The sequence below is a fragment of the Fischerella sp. JS2 genome (genome assembly GCF_032393985.1).
In the GTDB taxonomy this organism is placed as follows: domain Bacteria; phylum Cyanobacteriota; class Cyanobacteriia; order Cyanobacteriales; family Nostocaceae; genus Fischerella.
Map to the genome: position 1 here is coordinate 1768572 of NZ_CP135918.1, position 26263 is coordinate 1794834.

Below are 26263 nucleotides of genomic sequence, written 5' to 3' on the forward strand. Positions count from 1 at the left end.
CCCTGATCCCCGATTCCTAATTAATCACTGCGCCCACAAGATTAACCTTGGCTCATAAGGACTGGAAAGGTACTTATGTTTCGGCAGTACACGCAAAGATAATCCTTGTAAACCAGAAGTAGTATACAGAATATCAGCTGTGTAAATACTTAAACCTTGGTCATCCTCTCCTTGGTATTCCATTACTAGTGGTACACCGTTGACAATCTCACCATTGGCATCTACTGCACCTTGATACAGTTCTACCTGTACGTCATCATTTGTGAGAGTTGCTAAATCAACTTTGACTTTAACAGCAACAGTTTGGTTTACCTCAATATCAGGGCCGACAGAGACATCAATATCCTTGATGGTGATATTGTACCAATGTTCACCGAGATTTAATTTCCAAGCTGCCAGTTCTTTGGCAGGGGCATAATTATCACTAGTTAGGACACTATAGCGGTCGCTAGCCGGGAAATATGCTCTTTGTGCATATTCTCCTACCATCCGTGCAGTGTTAAAAAAAGGACAATTTAATCGGATGGCATCTTTCATTTTGGCTACCCAGCGTCTGGGCAAACCATCCACATCGCGATTATAAAACAATGGTACGACTTCTTTTTCTAAGATGTCATACAGAGCGTTTGCTTCTACTTCATCCTGATAAGTGGGATCGTCGTAAATTTCCCCGTGTCCAATTGCCCAACCAGTACGGATATAATCAGCTTCATCCCACCAACCATCAAGTACACTTAAATTTGGTAATCCATTCATTGCAGCTTTCATACCGCTAGTACCAGAGGCTTCTCGGGGACGACGAGGTGTATTTAACCAGACATCACAACCCGCCACCATTAACCGGGCAATATGTATATCGTAATTTGGAACAAACACAACCTGTTTTTCCAAATTATTTTCGTGGATGAAATGATTAATTTCGCGGATAAGTTCTTTACCAGGAATATCTTTAGGGTGTGCCTTACCAGCAATTACAAATTGTACCTTACGGTCTTTATTGCCGAATAAAATCCGTTTGATGCGCTCTAGATCACGCATCCATAGAGTAGCACGTTTGTAGGTGGCAAAGCGACGGGCAAAGCCAATCGTTAAAACATAAGGATCAAGGACTTCTTGGGCTTGGGCAATTTCACTAGGAGATGCGCCGCGATCACGTAAATGTTTGACTAAACGCTCCCGCACATACAAAATCATATCCAAGCGGCAGCGTTCGTGGTTTCGCCACAACTCTTCATCGGGAATCGCATTCATCCGATCCCACAGGGGATGGTCCACTGGTGCTGATGACCAATTCGGGCCTAAATAGCGATCGTATAACTCTTGAGTTGATTTAGCCACACAACTACGGGCATGAACGCCGTTAGTAATAGCAGTAATTGGCACTTCTTGGGTTGGTACATCAATCCACAAACCCTTAAACATCTGTCGTGATACCGTACCGTGCAACTGCGCCACACCATTAGAAAATGTTGCCATCTTCAGCGCTAGCACTGCCATACTAAAAGGTGAAGATAAATCACCTGTACTCTCTCGTCCTAACGCTAAAAATTCGTCCTTACTTAAACCAAAAATTTCTGCATAGTGTCCCAAATAGTACAAAACTTTATCTGGTGGGAACAAGTCGATTCCGGCTGGCACTGGTGTATGGGTGGTAAATATATTTGTGGAAGCTACGACTTGCCTAGCTTCAATGTAACTCAGTCCTTGTTCTTGAATTAAAATCCGGATACGTTCTAGGGCTGAAAACGCCGCATGTCCTTCATTCATGTGATAGGCAGTGACGTTATACCCCAACGCTTTTAACATCCTAACACCACCAATACCCAACATTATTTCCTGGTGGATACGCATATCAATATCACCACCATACAGTTGATCTGTAATGTCGTGCTCGTAAGGATTGTTGGGTTCAATATTGGTGTCCAGCATGTACAATGGCACTCTTCCCACTTGTACACGCCAAACCCTAGCATAGACTGTGCGCTCTGGATAATCTACTGTAATTCGCAGTTCCGAACCATCGGGGTTGCGTTCTAGGTGCAAAGGCATATTATAAAAGTCGTTAATTGGGTAACGCTCTTGTTGCCAGCCATCAGCATTTAAATACTGGGCAAAATAGCCTTGCTGGTATAGCAAACCTACACCGACCAGAGGAAGCCCCAAATCACTGGCAGATTTCAGATGATCTCCAGCCAGTACACCCAAGCCCCCTGAATAAATGGGCAAACAGTCCACAAGCCCAAACTCAGCAGAAAAATAAGCATAGCATTCTGTATTTTGGATTTTGGATTTTGGAGCCATTGCGTTGCGCGGGTTCTCCGCGTTGTACCACGTGGTGTGATTTTGGATTTGATCACTTGATGAGTGAGTGCTGAGATTTTTCCTTTGTTTCTCATACCAAGTGCGTTCTTTGAGATAATCCTCTATCTGCAAAGCAGCACGATCCATTTGTGCCAAAAAGCCTTCATCTTCCACTACTTCTAACAGCCGCGCTTGGCTGATGGTTCCTAGCATCAAAACAGGGTTATGACGGCTAGATTCCCATAAATCAGGATCTAAACGGCGAAATAAATCTTTAGTTTCAACGTTCCAATCCCAATGTAAGTTGTATGCCAGCTGGCGTAGTGGTTCGAGTCGCGCAGGCAAAGAAGGTGAGACATTAAATGTACGAATTGGCTGCATAGGCTTAGCAGAACTCCAGGTCTAGCTATCGCTATTGTTGTCTGTCTTTTGTTAATGTTGCCAATTTTTTATACTGTGTTCGTAAATCACCCCTAAAATTGTTAAGTTTTGAAAATATTAAGCAACTGATACTTCCATAACTGAAGTTATAAGCTAGTTGCTTTAATTTGACTTGAAAGTAGCCTCACCCCGGCTATGCCACTCCTCTGATAAACTCGCGGAGAGGGCTGTTCTTGTGAGGTTAATAAGGGTTTGGAGGCATAGCGTTTTTTGCTCGATAAATATTACCCGTTCGGGGTACTGCTGTGTTTGATCATAGCAAGTTATGATTTGGGATAATGATGTAAAAATAAGTAAATAATCTGTAATTAATAATACGAGTAATTAATTTAAACACTCAAGTGATTAATAAAAAAACAAAGTAAAATCTGAAACCGTTATTGGAATAGCTATCGCTTTTTGCTATTCCAAAACTAGATATTAGCGTTGATTAGTAAGCACGAAACTTAAGTAACACAAAAAAATTAGTCACTTTCATCACAAGGTCAGTAATTATGGGTTTGAAAGATTACGGTGTATTAAAGTGTCATGCGATCGCTGGAAAAATGGAACTAGACAATGATTCTCCACACTATCAAGTACATGCCAACGATGGTAAGTTTAACTATCGCTTGGCAATCAACGTTCGTTCAGTTCAGCAACCCTATGATTTGTTATACTTAATCGATAGTAATTTTGAACACTACATTACCGAAAAGCTAAAAAAATTAGACTTTGGGTTTAACAAAATTGAAGTTTCTCAAAGACAAGCTGGAGGAATTGCCCTGGATTACATCCGGGGTAATTTGTTTAAAGTCACTGAGATGAAAGCTTTGCCCTACAGTGTTCCTGGAGAAAACAACGACCTTAATGAGTTTATTGACTCATACATTCAAAGGGCAATTGAAACGAAAGCTGATGTCTACGTTTTTGGTGAACCCTGGGGACCAGAAGATAAGTCTGATAAAATATTTGGTTTCAAACCAGGTAGAGGCATTCATGACATACACATGAACCAAGGCAGCAGTGGTAGATTTACCAAGGATAATGGGGTTTATCAAGATGGAGGGTTATTAATTCACTATAAATCTAGTCCTCAAGAATATTGGGTTGCTGCGTTTTTTGCATTCCAATCTCAGTCTTTCCATACAGATGACAAAACTGGTAATCCCATCGATCAGAATGTGGGAACTGAACCAGAAATACCAGACACTCCAGTAGTGAAGCCACAGGTAAGAATTATTGCTGCCCTACTTAATCCTAGTGGAGAAGATTTCGGCAAAGAATCAATCACTTTAATTAACCCTTCACCGCAAAAAGTAGATTTAACAGGTTGGGTGATCGTCAACCAACTCAAACAAAAAGCCAGTTTAGATGGATTCAAAATTGAACCTGGTGGAGTTGTGCAAGTACTTTTGAGTGGAAAAGATATTCAGTTTTCCAACAAAGGTGGAACTATATCTCTTCTCAATCCAGAAGGTATTAAAGTGGATGGTATTTCCTACACCAAGAAAGATACTCAAGAGGAAGGGTGGACGACAGTATTTTAATATTAGTGGTTAGTAGGTAGTTAATAGTTAACAACTAAATACCAACTACTAACTAATTACTAATTACTAACTTGCAATACCACCAGCGTCATATCATCGGTGTTCTGTTTTTCAACACCGATGAATTGTTGCACTCGCTCAAACAAGTAATCGAGTATTTCCTCTGGACCATTACAATATCTACAAGCAAGGCTAAATTCACGAATGAGGTTTTCTTCATCGAAGCGATCGCCACTGGCGGCTGCGGCATCAGTCAAGCCATCTGTATAGTAAATAATTGTATCTCCTGGCTCTAATCGTGCTTGACCATCTTCGTATTGGCTATTAGCATCCAAACCAATTAACATCCCCAGAGTATCCAAACGCGTCACTGTTTTCGTACTGGCGTGCCACCACATCGGAGGGTTATGTGCTGCGTTACTGTAGGTTAGTAACTTGGTTTTTGGGTCATATTCTGAATAAAACAACGTGACGAAGCGGTTAGAATTTTCTAAATCCGCATACATGACTCGATTTAAGTTTTGCAAAATCTGGGCTGGAGTATTACTGTGCAACACCTCGCCCCGCAGCATTCCCCGCATCATAGTCATAATTAGACCTGCGGGGACTCCTTTTCCCATCACATCACCAATCACTAAAGCCCAACGACTAGATTCCGCAGTTTCTTTAGCATTGGGCGGCAAAATTAAGTTGTGATTGGTAGGGACAAAGTCGTAGTAATCCCCACCGACACGATTAGCGGGTTTACAGCGTGCAGCCAGAACTACTCCTGGAATACTAGGGCATTGACGTGGTAATAATCGCCGTTGAATTTCGGCACCAATTTCTAATTCTTGATCTAAGCGTTCTTTTTTCCTTAGTTCTACAGCCAATTCATCGTTTTCAATTGCAACTGCTGTTTGATCTGCTACTAATCTAACTAACTTTTGTCTGGTTTCTGTCCATCCATAATCAGGATCGCGGCTTAAAACATAAAGCCATCCCCTTTCTAAATGCTTGACTAGAATTGCCGTACCAAAGATTTGTACATCCGGTCCGAGATGGTAATGCATCTGGGCATCTAAAATACTGGTGGTAGTTGCTAGTCCAGATACATTTTGCTGATGTGTAATTTGACTACTTACTGTCTCTAATGCTTTACGGATATTTTTTCTTTGGCGACTGTCCTGCCAGTGTAGCTGTTCTAGCCTAACTTGACCATTTGGTTTGTAGAGAAACAGGGCGCTACCATCTGCGTCTGTTACTCTTGTTGCCATTAGCGGGATTAACTCCAAAAACTGGTTTAAGTTATTGAAGCTTCTCAGGGCAAATCCTAAAGAACTTAGCAAATCTTGGATTTTGTTTTGCTCCCGGTGCAGCCTTGCCACGAGTTCTTTCAGCGCCACAATTGGAGTAACATCTGTTGTGGCACTACTATTACTGTCGGTGGGTTCAGAAGGCAGTTTAGGCACAGGCACAGGCATTATTTAACTTCAGTAAGCAGATTTGAGATTACTAATAAATGAACTAGCTTCAGATTCGCTAAACCATATTTAGATAAGATTTGTCAGTTTAGCAAGAGTAGAAAGACGTAAGTGTAAATTTTATAAGTATTTCATTTTCTATTTGATTTCTTTATCAATTCTAAGTATTTTAAAGGATGTTTCTTAGTTTAAAACCGATCTATTGATAGCAACCATTTTTACTAAGTATTTAGAAGGTAATAAATTCTTTCATAACTTTATGAATAAGTCATATACCCTAAGAGATAAAAACAAATTGAGAAGTAGATGTAAATTTTTAGATATCACAATTAGTACTGAGGGTGAAATAAATAGGGGGTCTTACCCATATTGCCAGAAGAAAGGATGAAGGATAAAGGATGAAGTAATAATTAGTACAAACCTCGTGCCTCGTGAACGAAAAAAATTAAGTTTTTCCTGATTCATGCCTCATTTGTGTAAAGGTAGGGTAATTTCATACTTCATACTTCAGTCTTCTGGTCAATATGTTCTCTAAGTTCTTCTATAGAAAAATAGAAGTTTTAAAGAAGACTTACGGAAAAATCATAACTCAAGATTTTTCACCTCTAGATGAAAAATGATGTTTTTACGCAGTTATTACATTGACATTCTTTAAACTACCTTGAGAGAATATTATTTGGCAAGTCAACAACTAGCGATGATGAAAGCGTGATTAACTGCCTTTTCCATCGGCTAAGATAAATTAACCACTTTGCAGCAACATTTTACAACCCTTTTGGGAGTTGTTCAAAGAAAGTATTAAGTTGCAATTCTAGCAGAGGTTTTCAGCCGTTATCAAAAACTTGTTAGTGGTTAGTGGGTAGAGATGCGAGGAATATCGCGTCTGTACATTAGTGGTTAGTTGTTGGTTGTTTCCAATGTTAGATCCCCAATCACTGATCGCCAATCCTCAATCCCCGATCTACTAGCCACTTAAAAGCGCTTCTACAAACTCATAGCTAGAAAAAGGACGCAGGTCTTCAATACCTTCACCAGCACCGATAAAGCGAATTGGTAAACCCAGCTGCTGCACTACAGCTAAAGCCACACCTCCTTTAGCAGTGCTATCCAATTTTGTTAGCACTACACCTGTAAGTTCTGCCGCTTGAGAGAAGACTTCAGCTTGACGCAATCCATTCTGACCTAAAGTTGCATCTAATACCAGCAATGACTCTATTTTGGCATTAGGTGCTTTTTTATTAATAATCCGACGGATTTTGCTGAGTTCTTCCATTAAGTTTTTCTTATTTTGCAGTCTGCCTGCGGTGTCTACCAGAAGTAATTCGGTTTGTCTTGCTATTGCTGCATCGATCGCATCAAACACAACAGCTGCTGGATCAGTATTTTTGCCAGGGTTAGCAATTACTTCTACACCACTGCGATCGCCCCAAACTTTCACCTGTTGTACAGCAGCAGCACGAAAAGTATCAGCTGCCCCAATTAAGCATTTATAGCCAGATTTTTGTGCCAAGTGAGAAATTTTACCAATAGTGGTAGTTTTACCAGCTCCATTCACCCCTGTGATTAACCAAATATTAAAAGCATCTTTTTCTGGTGCGAAAAAGAGTTTTTGGGATTTCTCAAGCGGTCGATCCAGCATATCCCGGAGGATTTGTTTGAGGTAAGCGATCGCCTGTTCTGGTGGCAAAGCTTCCTCGCGCAGTTTGTTCTGTAAGGCGGTAATAATGTAATCTGTCGCTTCTACACCGACATCTGCCTGCAATAACAATGCCTCAATTTCTGCTACCCCAGCTTGATTTAGGGGTCCTTGTCCAACAATTGCCTTGAGTTGGTTAACAATATTACGACGGGTTTTATCTAAACCCTGCCGTAGCCTTTTGAGCCAGGTAATTTCTTCAATCGAAACGTCTTCCGCCCGTCTACCCTGTGCTGCTAGTACTTCTGCTGACCATAAAAATCCTTCATCAAAGTCTAGTTCGGGTGTAGCTTCGGCTGTTTCTGGAACCTCAGTTGCATCTGCAACTGGTTTTACTTCTTCCGGTTCTGTGACTTCGATCGCAGTCGCGATTAAACGTTCTTGTTTTGCCTGCCTTTCTGCTGCTGCCTTTGCTAACAAGGATGCACCAGCAGGTTCTTGTGGTGGTGTTACTGCTTCAATTGATGTCTTCTGTGAGTTTTCTTCTGAGGTGACAACTGGTGTCTGGGGAGTCGTTTGTGTTAGTGGTTCTGGTGGTGTGACTTCAGTGACTTCAGCTACGGTTTCAACATTTTCTGTGGATACTGTTTCTGGTGTAGTTTCAGATGTCGTCTCAGGTACAGCTTCAGTTGTTTCCTCGCTAAGTGGAGTTTCTACTGATTGAGATTGTTGCTTTTGTTGGATATTTTTGTAAGCAGCTTTAGCGAAGGCAAGTAAATCTGTTGCCACAGCTTGTTCTGTTTCCGCTGTTGGCGCTGTGGTTGATTCTGTAGGAGATGGTGTTACGGCAGGAGTTTCTACCTGTTTTTCTGGGGATGAAGTATCAGAAGAATCAGTATGTTGACGACGGAACCAATTAAAAGCCATATTTTAGTTAGTGGTTGGTGGTTAGTAGAGACGCGAGGAACATCGCGTCTGTACATTAGTAGTTAGCAGTTAGTAGTTAGTGCTTGATGGTTAGTAGTTATTAGTTAGTAATTAATGGTAATTCTTTGACTCCCCCCACTCCTCACACTCCACCCTTACCTTAAGCCGCTACGCGTCTACACACTCCCCCACCTCCCCATCTTCCAATCTCCCCATCACCCCACCTCCCGATCTCCACTCTTCCTAAACGGGCTGTTTTTGCTGCTGTGTGACTCGGCGGAGAACTCCGTTAATAAACCGATGACCTTCATCTCCACTGTAGCGTTTGGCTAGTTCCACAGCTTCATCAATTGCTACACTGTTGGGAACTCCCAGATATAACATTTCTGCTACAGCAATTCGTAAAATATCACGGTCAATTTGAGCCAAACGAGTCACTTGCCAATCTACTAGCGCTACACTGATTTGCTGGTCTATATTTTTGCGTTCTTCGTCGATTATTCTGACTATTTCAATGGCGTATCTGCTAACTTCTTTGTCTTGGTTTGCTAACTGAATTAATTCTGGAAACTCAATAGCTGCACTTAACTGGTTAATTGCTGTTTGGGTAGAAGTTATTGCCTCTTTCACCATTGTTCTAGCAACATTAAGGTCACTAGCGCGAGTTTCGCTACTGAGGAGGCGATCATTACTGCGTTGTAGTTCAGCGACAGCATTATCTAAAGTATCTTGCACTTCTGAGCGCAAGGTGCGTACTACTGCTAACACCAATTTGGGTAGTTGGTCTTCAGTTAATTTTTTGGGATTGGCTGGTAATTGAGAAAGGCTCAGAAGTGCCAATTCGCGGGCAATTTGACGGGGTTTTCTGGGTTGCATATTAATTTAACTAAGAATGTATGAGGAGTATGGCTCAGGTAAATATCGACGGAGTTAACAGTATATCAGTAGTGTTTACTTGTTAATTTACATTGATCAATTTTAAGTATCTTCGATAGGAAAAATCTGCCGTTTTGCTTCTAAAGGTGATACTTCTACTTTACGGTCTTTGGTGATAATGACAGGAGGTAGGGGAGTATTAGGGGCGACAATACCGCCAGAAACAATAATTTTAAAGGCGTCTTCTATCGACATTGATAAGTTGACTACCTCATCTTCAGGAACTACCGCATACCAACCAGTTGTGGGATTGGGTGTTGTGGGAATAAAAATACTGAGCATAGGACGAGACATATTCACCTGGATATCGTTGCTGACAACACCAGTCACGAAAGCGATCGCCCAAATTCCTTGACGAGGATACTCTACCAATATTACACGGCGAAATTTACCATTTGTATCTTTGAGTATTGTCTCCAAAAGTTGCTTTAGGGTTTTGTATACCTGCCCAGCCAGGGGAATTGCCTGTAAAAATCGCTCACCAAAATCTAGTAACCATCGCCCGACAATGTTCCTAGCCATCAAGCCAATTAGGAGAATACTTAGTAGTGGCACCATTAGCCCCACTAATAAATCTAGTAGATTTACTAAGATGGGGTGCATTCCATGAAAGGGATTTAATTGCTTGGGAATGCGGGTAAGAAAGTTGATGACCCAACTAGCAATGGTAATCGTCAGCCAAATGGTAGTTGCTAGAGGAATCACTACCAACAAACCAGCAATCAGGTCATTTTTTAAGTCCTGCTTCCAGCGATCAATTACCAAACCCTGATTCTCCTTTTTTAAGCTTGGGGAATTTCTGTTATCAATATTCATAACAGCAGTTTAAATAAATAGCTAAGACAGACCTCGACATTGAAAAGTCGTCATTTGCTGTATTTCACAGCAAATTGTTAAGCTTTTGCCACTAAAAACATGCTTGTAGCTAAAGAACAACTATTTTTCTAGCTTGATGAAAATATTCAGCAACAGAAGCCAGAAGCTCAAATATTGCTTTACTGTCTCCTCACCTCTGAACCCAATTTTCATTGGTTGATTGAGTTTGTAGTTCCTCACAGCAATACAAAGCATGTAGACTTGTACCAACCGTGATAAAAGTTAGATAACCTCAAGAGAGCATTAATTTAATTTTTAAAACTTGTAAACGATTGTTGCAAGTTTTTGGGGTATTTCTAATACTACCGCGTGCAATCTCAAGCTGCTTATTATTCTATAAGTATTTATTAGATAGCCTTATAATCAACCTCTTGAGCAAGCTAGTCTGACAATATCATTGTGGATGATTCTAAAAAATTTGTTTCCAGAATATTAATTTATATTACGAAGAAACAAAGCAAAAGGGATTGCTCGTCTAGATGATTTAGCCAAGTTTCTTGAGTATTTGCCGATTACAACAACTACATTACATCAAGCAGGACAACGAGCATTCCGGAAGGCTGGGTTCAGCATCTTGCGGCAGTACGATCTGCCGGGCTATAGTCTTTCCCATCTCATTATCAGGAATCTCGCGCATGGCAATCAATAGTATGATAGATTCGAGAATCAGCGACAGTAAACTCTCATAAGAGTTTGAAGTTATGCACCAATATGATTCAGATTAGGGTTTTGGTTTTATCTGAACCGTATTGTGCTATGGGCATATGCTTCATTTCCCAAATTTTGAGTAAGATAAGATACTCATAGAAAGTTTGCAAAGAACACCATGCCAATCCAGCACGTCCATCCAAACACCCACCTAAGAGAAAATACATATATATAAAACGTAGTAAGGGTCGAGCGGGTAGACGCAAAGACAAATCTTTGAGGGCGCGACGGCGTTCAACTTCTGACTGACCAAAGAATAAATCCCGCCAGTAAATTTTTCCATTTTCTAGTTGATACAGGGTTTCTTTAGCTTCATCAGTGGAGTAACGATTGTGCTTTTCAATCCAACGACTCAAGCCTTTGCTACAAGTGTAGTGGGGATAGGTTTCCTGTAGAAAGCTTATTGCCCCGTCACAAACTTCTCTTTCTGTATGACCATAATCTGTAAACCAAACCTTACCGTAATGGAAAAGCCGCAGTTGGTAACGAGGATACTGAGTACTGCGGCGAATCCAGGTATTCATAAACATCACGCGTTCAGCAACATAGTAACCAATGTAACTTGGATTTTGCAGTGCTTGGTTGCATTCAGCGAATAGTTGTGGTGTCATGCGTTCATCAGCTTCTAGAATATACACCCATTCATGTTTAGGTTGTATATTTTCTAGCATCCAAGTACGTTGACGCCCGTGGCTTTCAAAGGCATGTTGAACAACACGAACAGGATAACTACTGGCAATTTCCACAGTGCGATCGCTACTGCATGAATCTACAACAATAATGTCATCTGATAGCATTGCTGACTCAATACAAGCCGCAATATCTAGTTCTTCGTTATAAGTCAATATATAGATTGAGAACATTTGAAACTGTTAGTCAATAGTCATTGGTCATTTGTCATTTATCATTATGTTATTCTCCTCACACTCCCCCCACTCCACCCTACGGGAAGCCTATGAGCGCGTCTACACACTCCTCACACTCCACCCTGCGGGAAGTCGCTTGCGCATCTACACACTCCCTACACTCTCTTCTAAATGCGTGAATTTTGAATTGTTTTCTCCCCATCTCCCCATCTCCCCACCACCCCATCTCCCCATCTCCCCACTCTCTAAGTCACTAGCGTACTGTAGCTTTACGTACTGAACCACCTTGGGCAGCACCCATACCTCTTAAACCTGTCCAGCCGATAATAATGTATCCGATAGACAGCAATAAGCTACTCATACCAATTCGCATTCCAGATTTCCAAGCTCTTTCTTTAGCTTGTTTTTCAGCTTCTTCCTTACTCTGACGAATTTGGTTAAGGCGTTGATTTGCAACTTGTTGTGGATCGCTTTGCTGAGCGATAAACTTATCAAGTTCTTGAGGATTTTGTTTAGCTTTTTTAAGTACCTCTTTCACGGGTGGCGGAACATTGGGGTTCTCAAGTGCCTGTTTGTACTTCTGCTCATCTTTGAGTATTTCGGTTAATTGAGCTTTAACTTGGACTTTCTGCTTTTCTAACTCAGTTTTGATTTGGTCATTGCTTAACTGAGCTTGCACCTGTGATAATTGATTTTGCAGTTGATTTTCTGCCTGATCTGCTTGTTTGTTGATTTGGTCTACCTGTTGCACGCTAGCTTGACGGACATTATTGAGGTGCAAGGGAAAAATTAGTAAGAAAACTAAGCCTAAGATACTAGATAGTACCAATGCAGGGAATCTCAAGTCTATACCAGACGGGCGACCATCTTCAGTAATATCAGCCCAATATCCAGCAAATAGCATAGCTAATCCCACTAAGGGTACAATCCCTCGGTCAACCAACGCTGTTGCTAAATCAATTTGCCATATACGATTTGTGGGTTGGAAGGGAAACAACAGAATTACAAAATCCAGCAAAAAAGACAAAATTAAAATTATTCCAACCACCTTAAGTGTACGAGCAGCAGTGACAGCAGCAAAATGATTATTCATAATTCATCTCGGATTGATAAGTAAGAATGAGTGACTATTTTATGTCAAGTTACCTAATTATTGTTCCCCTATAGCTGAGCGACTATTGAAAATCTGGAGTATTTTTTAGGTTAGTAGCTATTTTTTCATGTCTTTGTCAATACACCAAGGTAACACCTACGATTTAGCGTGTCCTCAGGTAAACTATAGTAATAAATAATACTTAAAACTTAAGTAATAACTAGGAAATTGGGGAAGGGGGATAGGGAGATGGGGAACTCGGGGCCCCCACTCCCCCAAAGGGTAGGGATTAGGGGCAGTGGGGAGTGTGTAGACGTGCCTTCTTCGGCTTAAGGCAAAGTGGAGTGTGGGGAGTATGAGGAGTAGTAAATAATTAACCACTAACTAATAACTACTAATGTACAGACGCGAGGAACATCGCGTCTCTACCCATTAACTACTAACCAACAAAAATTTGTTCCCAAATAGACAGATCCTCTGGACGGTCAACATCAGCTAAACTTGGTAAAAAAGCCACTGATAAATTAAGTTGATGACAAATAGCCACAGTTTGTTGCAAGACTTGGGAAGTTCCCCAATTTATATCAACGAATAATTCTAAAAAAGGACACTGTAAACCGATTAAATAATAACCACCATCGACTGCTGGTCCCAGTACTATCTCACACTGCTGGAGTTCTAAAAAAGCTTGAGTAAGAATTTGGGAATTGACTCCAGGGCAATCAGTGCCGATTATAACTACTTGTCGCGCACCTTCATTAAAAGCATTTAAAAGCGATCGCCCCATCCGTTTACCTAAGTCTCCCTCTCCTTGAGGCTGGTAAATCAAATTAGTCCCTAACCAATTTTGCATTAATTCCAAATTGCCACCACTAAAGCGTACTTCCACAGAGATGGCGATCGCTTTTTGCAATTCTCGAACCTTAGATAAGGTATACTCAGTCATCTGGCGCTGAAGATTTGCAGCACCTTCAGTTCCCAAAGCAGGTATCAGCCGGGTTTTTGTCAAACCTGGTTCTGGATAACGAGTAAAAATTATTAAGTGCTGCTTGGCAATATTTGGTGATTTCAGCACGCAATATATATTTGAATTCAACCAAGAATATCTTAATAGCAATATTTGCCGTTTTCGTCTACTTGAACATGTTCTTTTGCTATTCGTATAGCTCCTAAAATTGTCGAAACAATAACGCAACGCTTTGCTTTACCGCCATATTTACTAGATAATGTTATTCGTCCTAGTGGCGGCTTATTGACATTTCCTTCATAATCAAATTGAATTTGCCGAACACCATTTGCTTGTTGTAGTGTGGTCTCATTATCTAAGCGAATATTGCCATTAAGATTATTCCATGTTGCATTCGCCGCGTTGACACTAGCACGGTGAATTGCCCACTTAACAATGCTATTTTGCTCTTGAAAGCTAACTTGCCAAGTTAATTTTTCTCTTTTCGCTTCCCGTTGGGCTTGGCGCATAGCGTTGTAAACTTCTGCTTGAGCCGCATTTAAGCGTTGAATATCTACAAAACCTAGATAGCTGGGTAATGCGATCGCACCCAATATACCAATTGCAATAACAATAATTAAATTTTCCAATAGTGTGAAGCCACTACTTGAATGATTTTTAAAAAAACTATTGTGCATTAAATTAGACAGAGAAAAACACTAAAATTATATATTTTTATTTTCTGGTATTTTTTAGACTGTCCGGAATACACATTTTTTGCTTCTATAGTTTTGTCTTGGTCTGATTTAACAATGCTGTGGATAAACTAGGAAAAATAATAATTAAAGCTATTTTAAGTAAAAGTTTTAATATTAAATGAGTATGATTGAATCTTGAAGAGTCATTAAAGATATATTTCCATAAAAATCTAGCTGCTACTAACCCTTTTTTTCTATTGAAAGGTTGTTGCAGGGCTTTACACGTAAGATATTTATAAAGGTTTGTTAAACTCTTCCTTCTTAGATGATTTAGGTCTTGTGTATTTGTACTGCAAGCTTTATCAAGTACTTGTAAACTAGCTTTTTCTTGTCTTGCAAGGTTTGTAGATAATGAATTAGCACTAATTCTGTATAAGATTTGTACACGTGGCACAGCTATAAAATTAAAGTTTTGGGCTAATCTGAGCCACATATCCCAATCCTGAGCAGCAGTTAAATGTTCATCAAATCCTCCTAATTCTAATAATGCTTTCCTACGAATTAACGGATTAGAGCCATTCTCCAAAAAATTACTTATTAGTAGCTGTTCATAAACATTTCCATTAGCAGTAATATGTGTACCTGAAAGTAAAAATTTACCTTGTTCATCTATATAATCTGTCCAACTATAAGCCACTGCGGCTTGAGGATTTGCTTTCAAAGCATTCAACTGACTTTCCAGCTTATCAAATGTCCAAAGATCATCTGCATCTAAAAAACTTACAAATTCTCCAGTTGCTCGCTCAAGCCCACGATTACGGCTAACGTTTCCACCAGCATTCTCAAAAGAAAATATTTTTATTCTAGAGTCTTGAAATTCTGAAATAACTTCTAATGTTGAGTCAGTAGAACCATCGTTAATAATAATTAATTCAAAATCAGAAAAAGTTTGTTTTAAAACAGATTCTATCGTTTGCCTAATTGTTTTTTCACTGTTATAAGTTGGTATAACTATAGAAAATAATGGCATTTTAATTAATGAGCTAAATAAATCAATATAATTAATTTTTTATTTTTACATAGCTAATATCAACGAATAAAAAGGACTGAGCATACTACTTAAATAAAATTCCATTTCAGCACGTGCAACTATGTCATTATTTAATTTATTCCTGTATTTAATGATATGTTTTAATACACGCCGGAAATTATTCAAAAAAATCTTAATAAAAATAATTGGTTCTTGCCAATTACTGGCATTTATCAAGCGTAACTGATAAATAGATAATCCACAACCACGAGCTAGAGTAATCAGGTAATCTTTTTCTAATCGCCAATGTGGAATTTGATGATAAGTGTGCATATTAGGGTTATACCAAATTTCCCAACCAGCTTTGTGCAGATGTAGCAGTAATTCAAAATCATCACCTGCCACTTTTAACTTACCTAATCTTCCCTTAAAAATTAGTTTATTGGGAATACTTTCATCCCATGCTTGTTTGCGGAATACGAGTGCTGCACCAGGAGGAAGACTTAAGTTAATTGGGTCATACAAATTTGCTTTATCTCCACGTTCTCTAATCGCCAATAAACCTTGTATTCGCTCAATATTTTCTGGTGGTTTGACTTCAAAAGCACCATGAATTTGTCCACCAAATGCACCAGCTTGAGGATGTTCTTGAGCAAAGTTAACAGCTTCTTTAACCCAATTAGGTGCAGGCAAATTGTCATCATCTAAAAATGCGATTAATTGACCTTTAGCTTCTCGCACTGCTCGCAATCGTGCAAACGTAACTCCTTGTTCTGGTTCTAGAAAGTAGTTGAGAGAACAGTTAAGATCCCATTTAGCTTGATAACTGTGAATCACATCAGCTGTATCATCGGTACTATTATTATCGATAATAATAATTTCCCAGGAAAGATTTTCTAAATCTACTTGCGATCGCAATCTTTCTAAAATTATTGGTAAGTATTTTGCTCTATTATATGTAGGAATCGCTAAGGTAAATTCAACCATGATGTTAATGATTTTTTCCAAAGATAAAAAGGACTGATAAAACTACTTAGTAAAAATTCCATTTCACAAGCAGCAACTAAATCAGATTTGAGAATTCGATAATTTTTCAAAAAATACAAGCTCGCCTTATGCAAATCGTTCAATATGCCAAAAGGTAAAATAAAAGGCCTTTGCCAAGGCTTTAAACGTAGCATTCTAATATGATGTCTAGCTAATCCAATTCCTCTTACTAAAGAAACTAAATACTCTTTTTCTAAACGATGTTTTGGAATTTTATGATCAATATGCATATCGGGATTATACCAGATTTCCCAGCCAGAATTTTGAATATGTATCCCCATTTCCATATCCTCACTTGTCAGCATTGATTTTGTGGTACGACCACTCAAAAAAGGTTGTTTTGGAACATTTTCACACCACACTTTTCTACGAACTACTAATCCTGCTGATGGAGGTAAAATTTTCATTCGTGGCTCATATAAATGAGGTTGAGAACCACGTTCTGTGATAGCAAGAAAACAAGCTATTTTATGAAAATTTTCTGGTGTTTCAACTTCAAAATCGCTGTGGACTTGGCTACCATAAGCCCCAGCATTTGGATGCGCTTGTCCAAATTTGTAAGCTGCTGCAACCCAATTTAATGCTGGGTAATTGTCATCATCTAGAAAACCGACAAATGTACCTTTAGCTTCCTCAACAGCTTTTTGTCTAGCATATGCTGCTCCCTGTTTTGACTCAAAGCAGTATTTTAATGGATAAGGACATTTCCAAAAAGTTTGATAGTTTTTAACAACTGCTGCTGTATTATCAGTGCTGTTATTATCTACAACAATAATTTCCCAATAAAAATGCTCGGTGTCGATTTGCTTTTGCAGTTGTTCTAGTAATTGGGGTAATCGACTCTCACCATTGAATGTGGGAATAGCTACAGTAAAGTCAACGCAATCAGTCATCACGTGAATTAATTAATCATCAAAACAAAAAACTGCATCTGTTGTTTCAAGTGTCTGATCAGGAAGCAGTTTTTGGTTCCGTATAATTATGGAATTTTAGTCTTTAATTTGATAACATTAAATATTGCAATTAGTATCTTTGTTGGTTCGCATTCCTCCGATAAGAGTTTGCACAATCACACATCGTTTCGTATTGCTGGGTTGTGTTGAGCTTCCTGGCTGGGGTACAGCTACTACAATCCTGAAACCAGGGGGTTCTGTTGCACCTGATGGTATTGTGCCAAAGCTGGCACTTGGTAGAGTACCCATGTAGTCAAAAGTAATTGTTTGTGGAGTAGAAGCATTGAATGCAGATGCATAAGTTACGGAGGTTCCAGCTGTATTTTGATTAGTGATATTTGTACCTAGTACTACTTCTTTTTGTTTTAATCCTAAATCTTCGCCTAAAACACGCCAGTAATTATTAGGTGCTCCTGTTGCACTGGTAGGATAAACAGCTATTTTTGCGACTTGAGTAGTACTATCAGTTGTAAAACTAACACTATAGTTACGTTTATTTTTTTTTGCTTCTCGCTGGGCTTCCTGGAGTGCTGCTAAAATAGCATCATTGGCTTTATTTACTCGCTGTATATTCACAAAAGCAAGCCAGCTAGGAGCAGCAATAGCTGACAAAATTCCCACTATTAACACTGCAACTAATACTTCTATAAGAGTATAGCCAGTATTATTTTTTGCGTAGTTTAATGATTGGTGATTTAGTTTTTCTATTGTTTGATTTTTATAAATTGCTTTTAAAATAAATAAATTGGTGCAAAGCATATTAACCTTTTGTTAAGAAAATAGGGAACTTTTAGAGGTTATTTAGTATATATATATCCACGCCCTTCTAACCTTTTATTGATACTGGGAAAATAAGCAGAAGCAGCATCATTATACGAGGTATTGTTATTATTTTTGAGGCGGACATAAGCGTTACCCCGTACATATACCTGCGCTAATACCTCATTGGCATCAACACAAGCATAAAAGCCACTAGTTCCAATACCTTGTCCACTGGAGCAAGTGGGTGTGGGTCCCGTAGTACTAATGTAATCAACTAAAGTTTCCACACGTTGAGTGTAACTAGTTGCTCCTGGTGGTGATGCATTTGATGCAACTAATGAAGTTTTCCATTGGTTCATTTTTTCTTTAAGCGTTGCACCATTTGCACCTAGTGGTGGTGCATTATACCCAGTATCAGAAGCTGTTCCTGTTGAGTTAGCATTTTCTGCACCCACTTTACCCCGGATTTGAAATCTGGCAATACGGGCTGAAGGAGACCAAGGAGAAGTAGAACTAGGGTTGGTGATTAAATAGTACGCAACTAATGAATAAGCAAATCCATCATCTCTGTTAGTGTCTGTGGTAGAAGTAACTCCCACACTATCGGCTAAAAACTCTCGTTTCCAAAACACAAGCACAGGTGTGCAAGTGGTTGTACTAGTACAGTTAGGAGCATTTTTTGTTGGTGGAATTTGATCTTTAATACCCGAAGAACTAATTGTAGTACTGTTATTTCTAGTAACACCATCAGCATCATAAATATAGATAGCTTGTTGCATATCACGAGAAATATAATCCAGTGCTGCTTGGATTTCTTGCTCGGTTGTTGCTTTAGCTTGTTCCTTACGATCGCTATCTAAAGTGTTAATCATAAACGCCATTAAAGGCGTGATTACTAGTACTGCTAGTACCATAGCTACTAGCAATTCTATGAGGGTGAAGCCGCCAATTTTTTTATTTATTGCAGAGCTTTTTAATAGCCTGCTCAGGATAAAAATTAGTAAATGTTTCATATTATGTTTTCTTTGTTTAATGATAAATACTTAAAAATCAAGGTTCAATTTTGGCAACCCTCATCTTTTGGGTTAGTATCTGGATCTGGACCTTTGATGCGATCGCATAAGTCACTGTATTTAGGCACTGTATCGCTAATTTCTGTAGTCATTTCCACCAATGGTGAAGTGCGTTGACCAGCGCCTCCGGTAAAAGTATTTTGTGTGGTCTTTGTTGTCGAAGTGTTCTTAAGTAAAGTAGTGCTGAGTTTAAAAGCATCTGCTCTGTAAACCCTTATTCCTAGAGCATATCCATTGTCAGCTGTACTACCAGAAGTTGGATTGTAGCGGAAACCTTGCACGACCATATCTGTAGGGCTAGTACTTTGACAACCATCAGTACTATCAAAATTGACACAGTACACAGATGTGCCAGTTGGAGCAGTACAGTAAGAGTTATTAGAACAAGTTAAGGTTCCTGTGGCTGTAGGAGCAGCGTATGTACTTAAGTCATCGCTTCCTGTGGAGTTTGGGGCATCTATTTTCTTCGTTCTGACCCCATCTATATACGCCCTAGCAGCTTGACTTGCTAATTCTACCCGTCGAGATTGCAGACGAGTTGCAACAGATAAGGTAATAACTGGGGCAATGGCTGCTAGCAAAATACTAACTACAATTAACGCCACTAAAGATTCAACTATAGTGAATCCCCTTTGACTGAATTGCGTAATTTTACTACCTGCTCTTAGTAAAGAGCATAGGCTTTTTTTAGTAGCTTGTTTCCCTCGTATCATGGCTAATTTAAATCAAAAGAAGTAGACTTTTTACGTTTCTCCTCCCTCGCCTTTTATGAGAGGGAGGTCGGGAGGGAGAGGTCTTCAAAATTCTATTGGATGAGATTTGACCCCTCTCCAAACCTCTCCCCGCTACGGGGAAAGGCTTAAGAACTCCTCCTAACTGATGAAGGAGGGCTTGATGTTACTTCCGCATCAGTCATTATGAATCATTTGGAATAGAAGGACAGCTAGAGGGTCGGTACTCCGTAGGAACTGCGCGACTGTAAGTTACTGTTGTTCCTGATTCTGGAATTCCTGTTTGGTTGCTAGCTTGACCAGCACAAAGTAAAGTTTGCACCCAAGCATCATCCCGACCTACTTCCCTAAAGAACTCATTTGGACGACCAGTAGGCGGCATAGTAAATCTTTGGGCAAACAAGTCTGGTTGTTCTGACAAAAGCCCAACATCAAAACCCCAGTTTCTATCTGGTGGATTATAAAAAGGAGACAAACCATTTAGGTTTGGTGTTGGATAGGTTTTGTATGCGTATTTAAACAAGCTGTAATTATTAGTAGTTGTATTGGCGGAGCCTGTTGTTTCTAAAACTGGTGCAAGTGGTGCTGTAGCGTAGGTACTCCGTTGCAACTGAATAAAGCTACCACTGATTCTGACTGTCCTCAGTTTAGGATTACTGGTTTGGAAGTACCAGCTTTCCAAAAACCGTACTAAGTTCTGCAAACCTGCGGAAATTTCTTCTGGTCTACTAGGACTGTTGCCAACTACAAAGGTTGCATTAAATGTAGTACTGGCATCAGCTACTTGTAGCCATTGCAATCGAAAGTTGTCTTGGGATGTCGTATCACCTCTGGCGTTACCTGCACCATCAGTAGGGGTACTGTTAGCATCATGAATTTGTAATACTGGTACTAGACGTGGTTGACCATCTAAATCAGGATTTGTATCAGCGTCATCCCCATCTATGGGAGGATAATAGAACAACTGACGGTCGGTTTCGTAATTTGGACTTAAGGTTGGGTTTGGTGGGTTGCTAGTATTAGATGTTCCTCTAAACCAGAGGGAATTATCTCCTTTCATGCCGTAGTTAGTATATTCAACTGGACTACTAGCATAAGTACATCCATTATTTCTGTAGTTAGTATCACTAGCGCTGATATACGTAGAAATGTATACAGGACAACCAACTCCCATTGGTTTATAAGTAGTAGCAGTAGCAGATACAGTCACTAATTGATTACTATCGTTCCGTGCAAAGGCAACCCGACGGGGATAACGTCGATCTGTTTCAACTAGTGCCAAACTACCTGTGTCACCAGCACCAAGGCGTTGTCTAATATTCTTACTATTACTAGAAGTAGTGAATGCAGTAGTCCAGCCTAATTCACTATTAGTTAGTATGTTGTTACTGTTAGTATCAGGACTACTAGAAGGACTACTAAGATTGTAGGAAGCAATTATTGCTTGCCCTAACTGATAACTCTTGATTTGACTCTCAGTAAGCGTTACTGTTGTTGTGGTACCCGAAGTAGTTCCTGGTATAGTGTAATTTTGTGGTGTATTACTTAAAGCACCATCGCCATCAATATCAAACCCAATATACCAATCACCAGGTTGACATTCTGACACCAAATCCTTACGGCAGATTTCCATAACATACATGGGGTTAGCATTCACCCGTCGTTGAATGGGTGTGATACCATTTTTTACGTAAGACCCCATAGTTGTTTTCGGAAAAATTGTACCAGTAGCGGGTGTCCACCAATCTGCACTCGTAGCAAAGCTATTTTCCCAAAAGCCATTTTTGAGACGATTTCTGACAATATTTCTCGAAACTGGATCTAAGGTAGCAAAATAGGTATCGTTATATGTTGAGTCAGCTTTTTGGGAGGTAACTAAAGTGCCTATGTTGTTATTTAGATCATAATCACTATCACTACGGAAACCGTCTTTAAAACCACCAGACAATAAGGTCATAGAATCGGCAATGATTGTAGCAGGTCGCCAGTAGTCACCGTTACCTGTAGTACTAGAACAACCAGTTCTACCGATCCGACAGGCAAATTTAGTATTAGGAGTACTGCGGTTGTAGAAGTCTGTACCTCCCAACTCTGTTTCTGTAAATTCCTCAATTTCTGTGGTACTTTCATCTACTCCTACAGTGGTTGCATCATCTACGACAGCACTGCGATGTAAGTTAAATTTATCTTTGATATATGTTGGTACATTGCTTACTAAAATCAGACCTTTTTCTTTGGCATTGTAAGCATTGTTATTAGTGCTTGGTTTCCTTGCCAGAGTTACGCCATTGATGAGGCGGACACCGTTGGGACGTCGAGTAGGATCGAGCTTAAAATCAGTGCTACTGAGCGATTTTGAAGCTGAATTACTTTGATCAACAAGTGCATCTTCTCTAGAGGCATAAATAATGCCACTATAAGGCAAGAAATACTCAGCTGTGCTACCACTCTGAGTAATTGTTGTATCAGCTAACATACCTAAATCTATATCTGTCACCCGAATTTCTAAAGGTTGACGCTGTTCTAAGTCCAGGTCGTAGCTAGTAGATAAGTCTGCAACACTTGTTGAGCTTGAGGTACTAATTTGCTTGGCTTCTCTACCATCTAGGAAAGATGCTTCTTTAATTGCGCCATGAGGAGGTTTGTTGGTAAGAGAAGTAGAAGGAGTAGCACCAGCCAAAATTGAAATGGAACAAAGAGCTGTATCAATTGCTGAGTAATCTTCTAGCTGTAGACCCGTACTAGGTACTGTGGTTGCAGTACCAATTTTATCCAAAGCATTTTTTAAAGGTTCATTAACCCAACGTCCACTAGGAAATTTCAACTTTGCTTGTCGTTGCAGACGAGCTTTATAAGTAGTAAATGTGCTTCTACCAGGAAAATCGTAAACTATACCGTTATTAGATTTACCGTTAGCATTAGCATTCCAAGGTAGAGCGTTTTGATTTTGGGCTGTAGTTGTATTTGTAGGATCATAGTAGCTGCTTACACAAGCAACTGGCTCTTGATCAGTGCCAGAATCTATTTTGTAGTGATAAACTGCTGTTGCTCGCATCAGTAAGTCGCCTTTGCGAGTTTCTGTTGAGTTAGCACTAGTCATGGGCATAGTGTCTGACCAGACAGGAATATCAGTATTATCAGCAGAAGTAGGATCTGGTGGATCTGGCAGAAATGAATAATCTTGACGACCGTAAAATGGGCCATTAGTTGTATCGGAAGTCCCAGACCCATCCACATATATACCTGCACCAGTAACAATCCTGACTCCACCCACCGCGTCTAGAGGGTTGACGGGATTCTCTGCGGCTTTTTCTTCCCAAAAACCATTGCGGTCTGAGATACCCAAGTCTGCAATCGCTTCTACTTGAGTGTTACGCCATCTTTGCTTATTAGCATTTGAACCACTTGTTGGTAGAGTCCAGTTAACAGAGCCACTACTGCTGGAAATTAGCTGGTTTACTTCTGAACCAACATATTCAGTTCCCTGTAGCCATTTAGCAGGTAGGTTATTACCAACTAATACGCGATCGCCTAATTTTTCTTGTACACCTGTTTGCTTTTGCTCATCAGGATTTGTCGCTTCTAGCTGAGATGTGTTGAGGTTAATACTTGTACCTCTTAATTTGTTATCGGAATCTAGTGGTTCTCTCCAAGCTACTGGAGGATCTAAGCTATTAATGGTTGTATATCCATCTAATGCTCCAACAGCAGTAGCACCTATACCTGGTACTTCCGCAAAAGGAACTCGTCGTGTCCGGTTGCGTAGATAAATTTCTATTTCTTTTGCTAGCACTTCTTTAGCAGTAGCTATATCATCACTGCTAGTTACCTGATCATCGACATTGTTTTTAACTTCTTCTGGATAGGAACTGTCTTCGACGGCACTTTTGAAGACAGTGATAGTAGTTGCACTTTGACAATCGGCACATAAAGCTATACCATCACTTTTCATCTGAGCAATGCGTTGCTCGTATGCTGCATCGTTAAATCCAATTTGTGAACCACCACTACTATCTGTAGATTTGTTGGTGCTATTAATATAAGGTCTGTAGGTACTATTATTCGGGATAGCTTGCCCAAAACCTCTGTAAAGGTCAACGCTTACGTTACTATCTTGATTACCAACTTGAGAAAGACTTCCATTACCAACATTACCTCCAACCGAAATTAAACCATTTTCTTGGTTATAGAAACAGGATGATTTACTACTAACTTGTCGAAACTTTATACTACCTGCACTACCTGTAGTGACGTTTACTCCTACTAGCAAGTTGCCATTTGTATGGATTCTTCCATTTAATTTAACATCTGTGGCACCAGTTACTATTTCTAAATCATTTTCATACCAAACAGCATTGTAAGGAAGGGGAATACGACTGCGATCTTGTTGAAATTCTAATGCGACAAATCCTTTGTTACCCTTATATGGTTCATATCCAGTTTGATCAGTTAGACTATTAAATTCTGACTGAGTAATTGGCACATTTACTGTATAAATAAAAAAGCTTTTGCCTAAATTCCCTGATTGGAGTTTATACCAACTAGAGTTACCAACTAAGCTTGAAAAACCAGCTGCGGTGCTGCACTGCTGGTTAGTCGAAGCATCATCCATCGGTGGAGTTCTGGCATCTAAAGGGCTTCTTTCACGTGTGAATTGTCCACTAGAGTTTCTCCCAGGTGAGCGGAAATAGATTCCATATAAAACATAGCTATCTTTTTTGCCGTTATTGTCTGTATCAACGGCAAATTTCCAAGCAGTTTTTAGCGTTTCATCATCTTCGATAGTATCACTAGTTTGAATTCCAGTAGTACTGTTAAAGTTATAAGCTAGCTTCAATCGAGTTTCATCGCCTAACCTATACTTATCTTTTTTCAGAACATCATATAAAGCGCTATCGGATGGAGTTCCTCGTGGTAATGTTGGATCTTCAAATAAAGCATCTAATTTCGCTCTCGCACGATCAATTGCTGGTGTTGCGGCGTTAAGAACAGCCTCATTTACACGAACATTACTAGCATTTTTCGAGCGTTCAAAAGACCGAAATAAAATCGCAGTTGTTAATAAAACAACTACTAGTGATACCATTGCCACAGTTGGTAAAACAAAGCCAGCATTTAACCAGTCTGATTGTCTCCTGCTAATTAAAGAAGCTCGTAGTAGCCATAAAATTTGCTCTTTAATTAGAGAAGAAGAACCTTGAGAAATTTTTTGGTAGAAAATTTTTATTGCCTTGACTAAATCGCGATTTGGAGACATGGCTCACTCCCTGTCAAGAATTATATTTTTGATTTTGAAAAGTTCATAAAATTGCAAATTATGCCTTGCTATAAATGGTGTTAGCAAAAGCAAGTTTTTTTATGCAGCTACTTCTGAAAATCTTAGGCTGATGATGATTCGATTAGTAGCAATAAAAATGTATTAAATTAATGTCAATGAAAATATATGCAGTTTTTCTACACATAACAAGTGACTGTTTAAATCAATAATTTATAGCCTACAAAAAATAATAAAGCCACAACTTTACATTTGATTTGCAGGAATATTTTGCATATTTAAATCAGTTCATAAAAGATGTTGTAAGTAAAGTAAGCTTATACTACCCACTTTTTCTGAAAAACTTATCAGCCAAGAAAAAATAATATTAAATGCTTAAAACTCTCTCTAAAACAGAGAGATTATAAGAAAATATACTGGTTTTTTGTTGTTATATTGAGTTCGATTAATTACTTATAATAAACAACCTCACCCCGCCTTTGGCACCCCTCTCCTTACTAAGGAGAGGGGCTGGGATTTTTGTGAAACACTATTAGCTTGTTTTTGAGTATAGAGATAGATAAAGTGAGGTTATGCCTCACTTATGAAATTCCCAGCCACAGACTAGGAAATAAAACTCACTGTTAGTAATGATTGAGATTAATCCCTGCTTCTTTAGCCATAGCTGCTAAACCTTTTTTTTCTAAGGTTTTGATAGCTTTGGTAGACAATTTGAGTCTCACCCAACGATTACCTTCGGGCCACCAAACGCGCTTACTTTGCAAGTTGGCATTCTGAATACGCTTAGTGCGGCGGTGGGAGTGGGAAATTGCAAAGGCGTTATTGGCCTTTTTGCCAGTTAAATCACAGCGACGAGACATAGGAGAATCTCCAATTTATTTTGAACACAATCTTCTATTGTATAGCTGCTTGCGGGTAGTGGAGATGAGGTAAAGGTATTTGTGAGTATTTTTCCCTTTCACCTTTCCCCTT

At 39.5% G+C, this 26263-nt stretch carries 18 protein-coding genes; 1 reads left to right on the top strand and 17 read right to left on the bottom strand.

Annotated features, from left to right (window positions below):
- Positions 1-24 precede the first annotated feature (24 nt).
- On the bottom strand, positions 25-2682 hold the full coding sequence (gene glgP / locus RS893_RS07390) for an alpha-glucan family phosphorylase (protein ID WP_315790554.1): 2658 nt from the start codon (positions 2680-2682) through the stop codon (positions 25-27).
- Between the two features lie 554 nt (positions 2683-3236).
- Between glgP and RS893_RS07395 the strand changes: the two genes are divergently transcribed.
- A complete protein-coding gene (locus RS893_RS07395; protein ID WP_315790555.1) occupies positions 3237-4271 on the top strand; it encodes a DUF2278 family protein in 1035 nt (344 codons plus the stop codon).
- Positions 4272-4330: 59 nt separating this feature from the next.
- Here the strand turns inward: RS893_RS07395 and RS893_RS07400 are convergent, their stop codons facing one another.
- From RS893_RS07400 to rpmB, 16 genes are all read right to left on the bottom strand, one after another.
- On the bottom strand, positions 4331-5728 hold the full coding sequence (locus tag RS893_RS07400) for a PP2C family protein-serine/threonine phosphatase (protein ID WP_315791905.1): 1398 nt from the start codon (positions 5726-5728) through the stop codon (positions 4331-4333).
- Between the two features lie 970 nt (positions 5729-6698).
- Positions 6699-8297 carry a signal recognition particle-docking protein FtsY gene (ftsY, locus tag RS893_RS07405; RefSeq protein ID WP_315790556.1) on the bottom strand — a complete coding sequence of 533 codons (1599 nt, stop codon included), beginning with the start codon at positions 8295-8297 and terminating at the stop codon, positions 6699-6701.
- Between the two features lie 243 nt (positions 8298-8540).
- Positions 8541-9173 (bottom strand): transcription antitermination factor NusB, encoded by a 633-nt coding sequence (nusB, locus tag RS893_RS07410; RefSeq protein WP_315790557.1) that lies wholly within the window; start codon positions 9171-9173, stop codon positions 8541-8543.
- A 102-nt stretch (positions 9174-9275) separates the two neighbouring features.
- Positions 9276-10049 carry a DUF502 domain-containing protein gene (locus RS893_RS07415; protein WP_315790558.1) on the bottom strand — a complete coding sequence of 258 codons (774 nt, stop codon included), beginning with the start codon at positions 10047-10049 and terminating at the stop codon, positions 9276-9278.
- Positions 10050-10825: 776 nt separating this feature from the next.
- Positions 10826-11680, bottom strand: a complete 855-nt coding sequence (locus tag RS893_RS07420; RefSeq protein WP_315790559.1) for a glycosyltransferase family 2 protein — start codon at positions 11678-11680, stop codon at positions 10826-10828.
- Positions 11681-11936: 256 nt separating this feature from the next.
- Positions 11937-12776, bottom strand: a complete 840-nt coding sequence (gene hpsJ-B, locus RS893_RS07425; protein ID WP_315790560.1) for a hormogonium polysaccharide biosynthesis protein HpsJ — start codon at positions 12774-12776, stop codon at positions 11937-11939.
- Positions 12777-13215: 439 nt separating this feature from the next.
- Complete coding sequence (locus tag RS893_RS07430; RefSeq protein WP_315790562.1) at positions 13216-13851, bottom strand: TIGR04282 family arsenosugar biosynthesis glycosyltransferase; 636 nt, start codon at positions 13849-13851, stop codon at positions 13216-13218.
- Positions 13852-13883: 32 nt separating this feature from the next.
- Positions 13884-14420, bottom strand: a complete 537-nt coding sequence (locus tag RS893_RS07435; RefSeq protein WP_315790563.1) for a type II secretion system protein — start codon at positions 14418-14420, stop codon at positions 13884-13886.
- A gap of 85 nt (positions 14421-14505) precedes the next feature.
- Positions 14506-15450, bottom strand: a complete 945-nt coding sequence (locus RS893_RS07440) for a glycosyltransferase (protein ID WP_315790564.1) — start codon at positions 15448-15450, stop codon at positions 14506-14508.
- A gap of 45 nt (positions 15451-15495) precedes the next feature.
- Positions 15496-16437 carry a hormogonium polysaccharide biosynthesis glycosyltransferase HpsE gene (hpsE, locus tag RS893_RS07445; RefSeq protein WP_315790565.1) on the bottom strand — a complete coding sequence of 314 codons (942 nt, stop codon included), beginning with the start codon at positions 16435-16437 and terminating at the stop codon, positions 15496-15498.
- Entirely contained in the window at positions 16419-17390 is a 972-nt protein-coding gene (gene hpsE / locus RS893_RS07450; RefSeq protein WP_315790566.1) for a hormogonium polysaccharide biosynthesis glycosyltransferase HpsE, read from the bottom strand. Before hpsE (RS893_RS07450) ends, hpsE (RS893_RS07445) begins: the two co-directional genes overlap by 19 nt.
- A gap of 117 nt (positions 17391-17507) precedes the next feature.
- On the bottom strand, positions 17508-18209 hold the full coding sequence (locus RS893_RS07455) for a type II secretion system protein (protein WP_315790568.1): 702 nt from the start codon (positions 18207-18209) through the stop codon (positions 17508-17510).
- Positions 18210-18247: 38 nt separating this feature from the next.
- Positions 18248-19225, bottom strand: a complete 978-nt coding sequence (hpsC, locus tag RS893_RS07460) for a hormogonium polysaccharide secretion pseudopilin HpsC (RefSeq protein ID WP_315790569.1) — start codon at positions 19223-19225, stop codon at positions 18248-18250.
- Between the two features lie 44 nt (positions 19226-19269).
- Positions 19270-19998 carry a hormogonium polysaccharide secretion pseudopilin HpsB gene (gene hpsB, locus RS893_RS07465; protein ID WP_315790570.1) on the bottom strand — a complete coding sequence of 243 codons (729 nt, stop codon included), beginning with the start codon at positions 19996-19998 and terminating at the stop codon, positions 19270-19272.
- A 202-nt stretch (positions 19999-20200) separates the two neighbouring features.
- Positions 20201-25273 (bottom strand): hormogonium polysaccharide biosynthesis protein HpsA, encoded by a 5073-nt coding sequence (hpsA, locus tag RS893_RS07470; protein ID WP_315790571.1) that lies wholly within the window; start codon positions 25271-25273, stop codon positions 20201-20203.
- Positions 25274-25914: 641 nt separating this feature from the next.
- Positions 25915-26151, bottom strand: a complete 237-nt coding sequence (rpmB, locus tag RS893_RS07475) for a 50S ribosomal protein L28 (RefSeq protein WP_009459782.1) — start codon at positions 26149-26151, stop codon at positions 25915-25917.
- Positions 26152-26263: the final 112 nt, after the last annotated feature.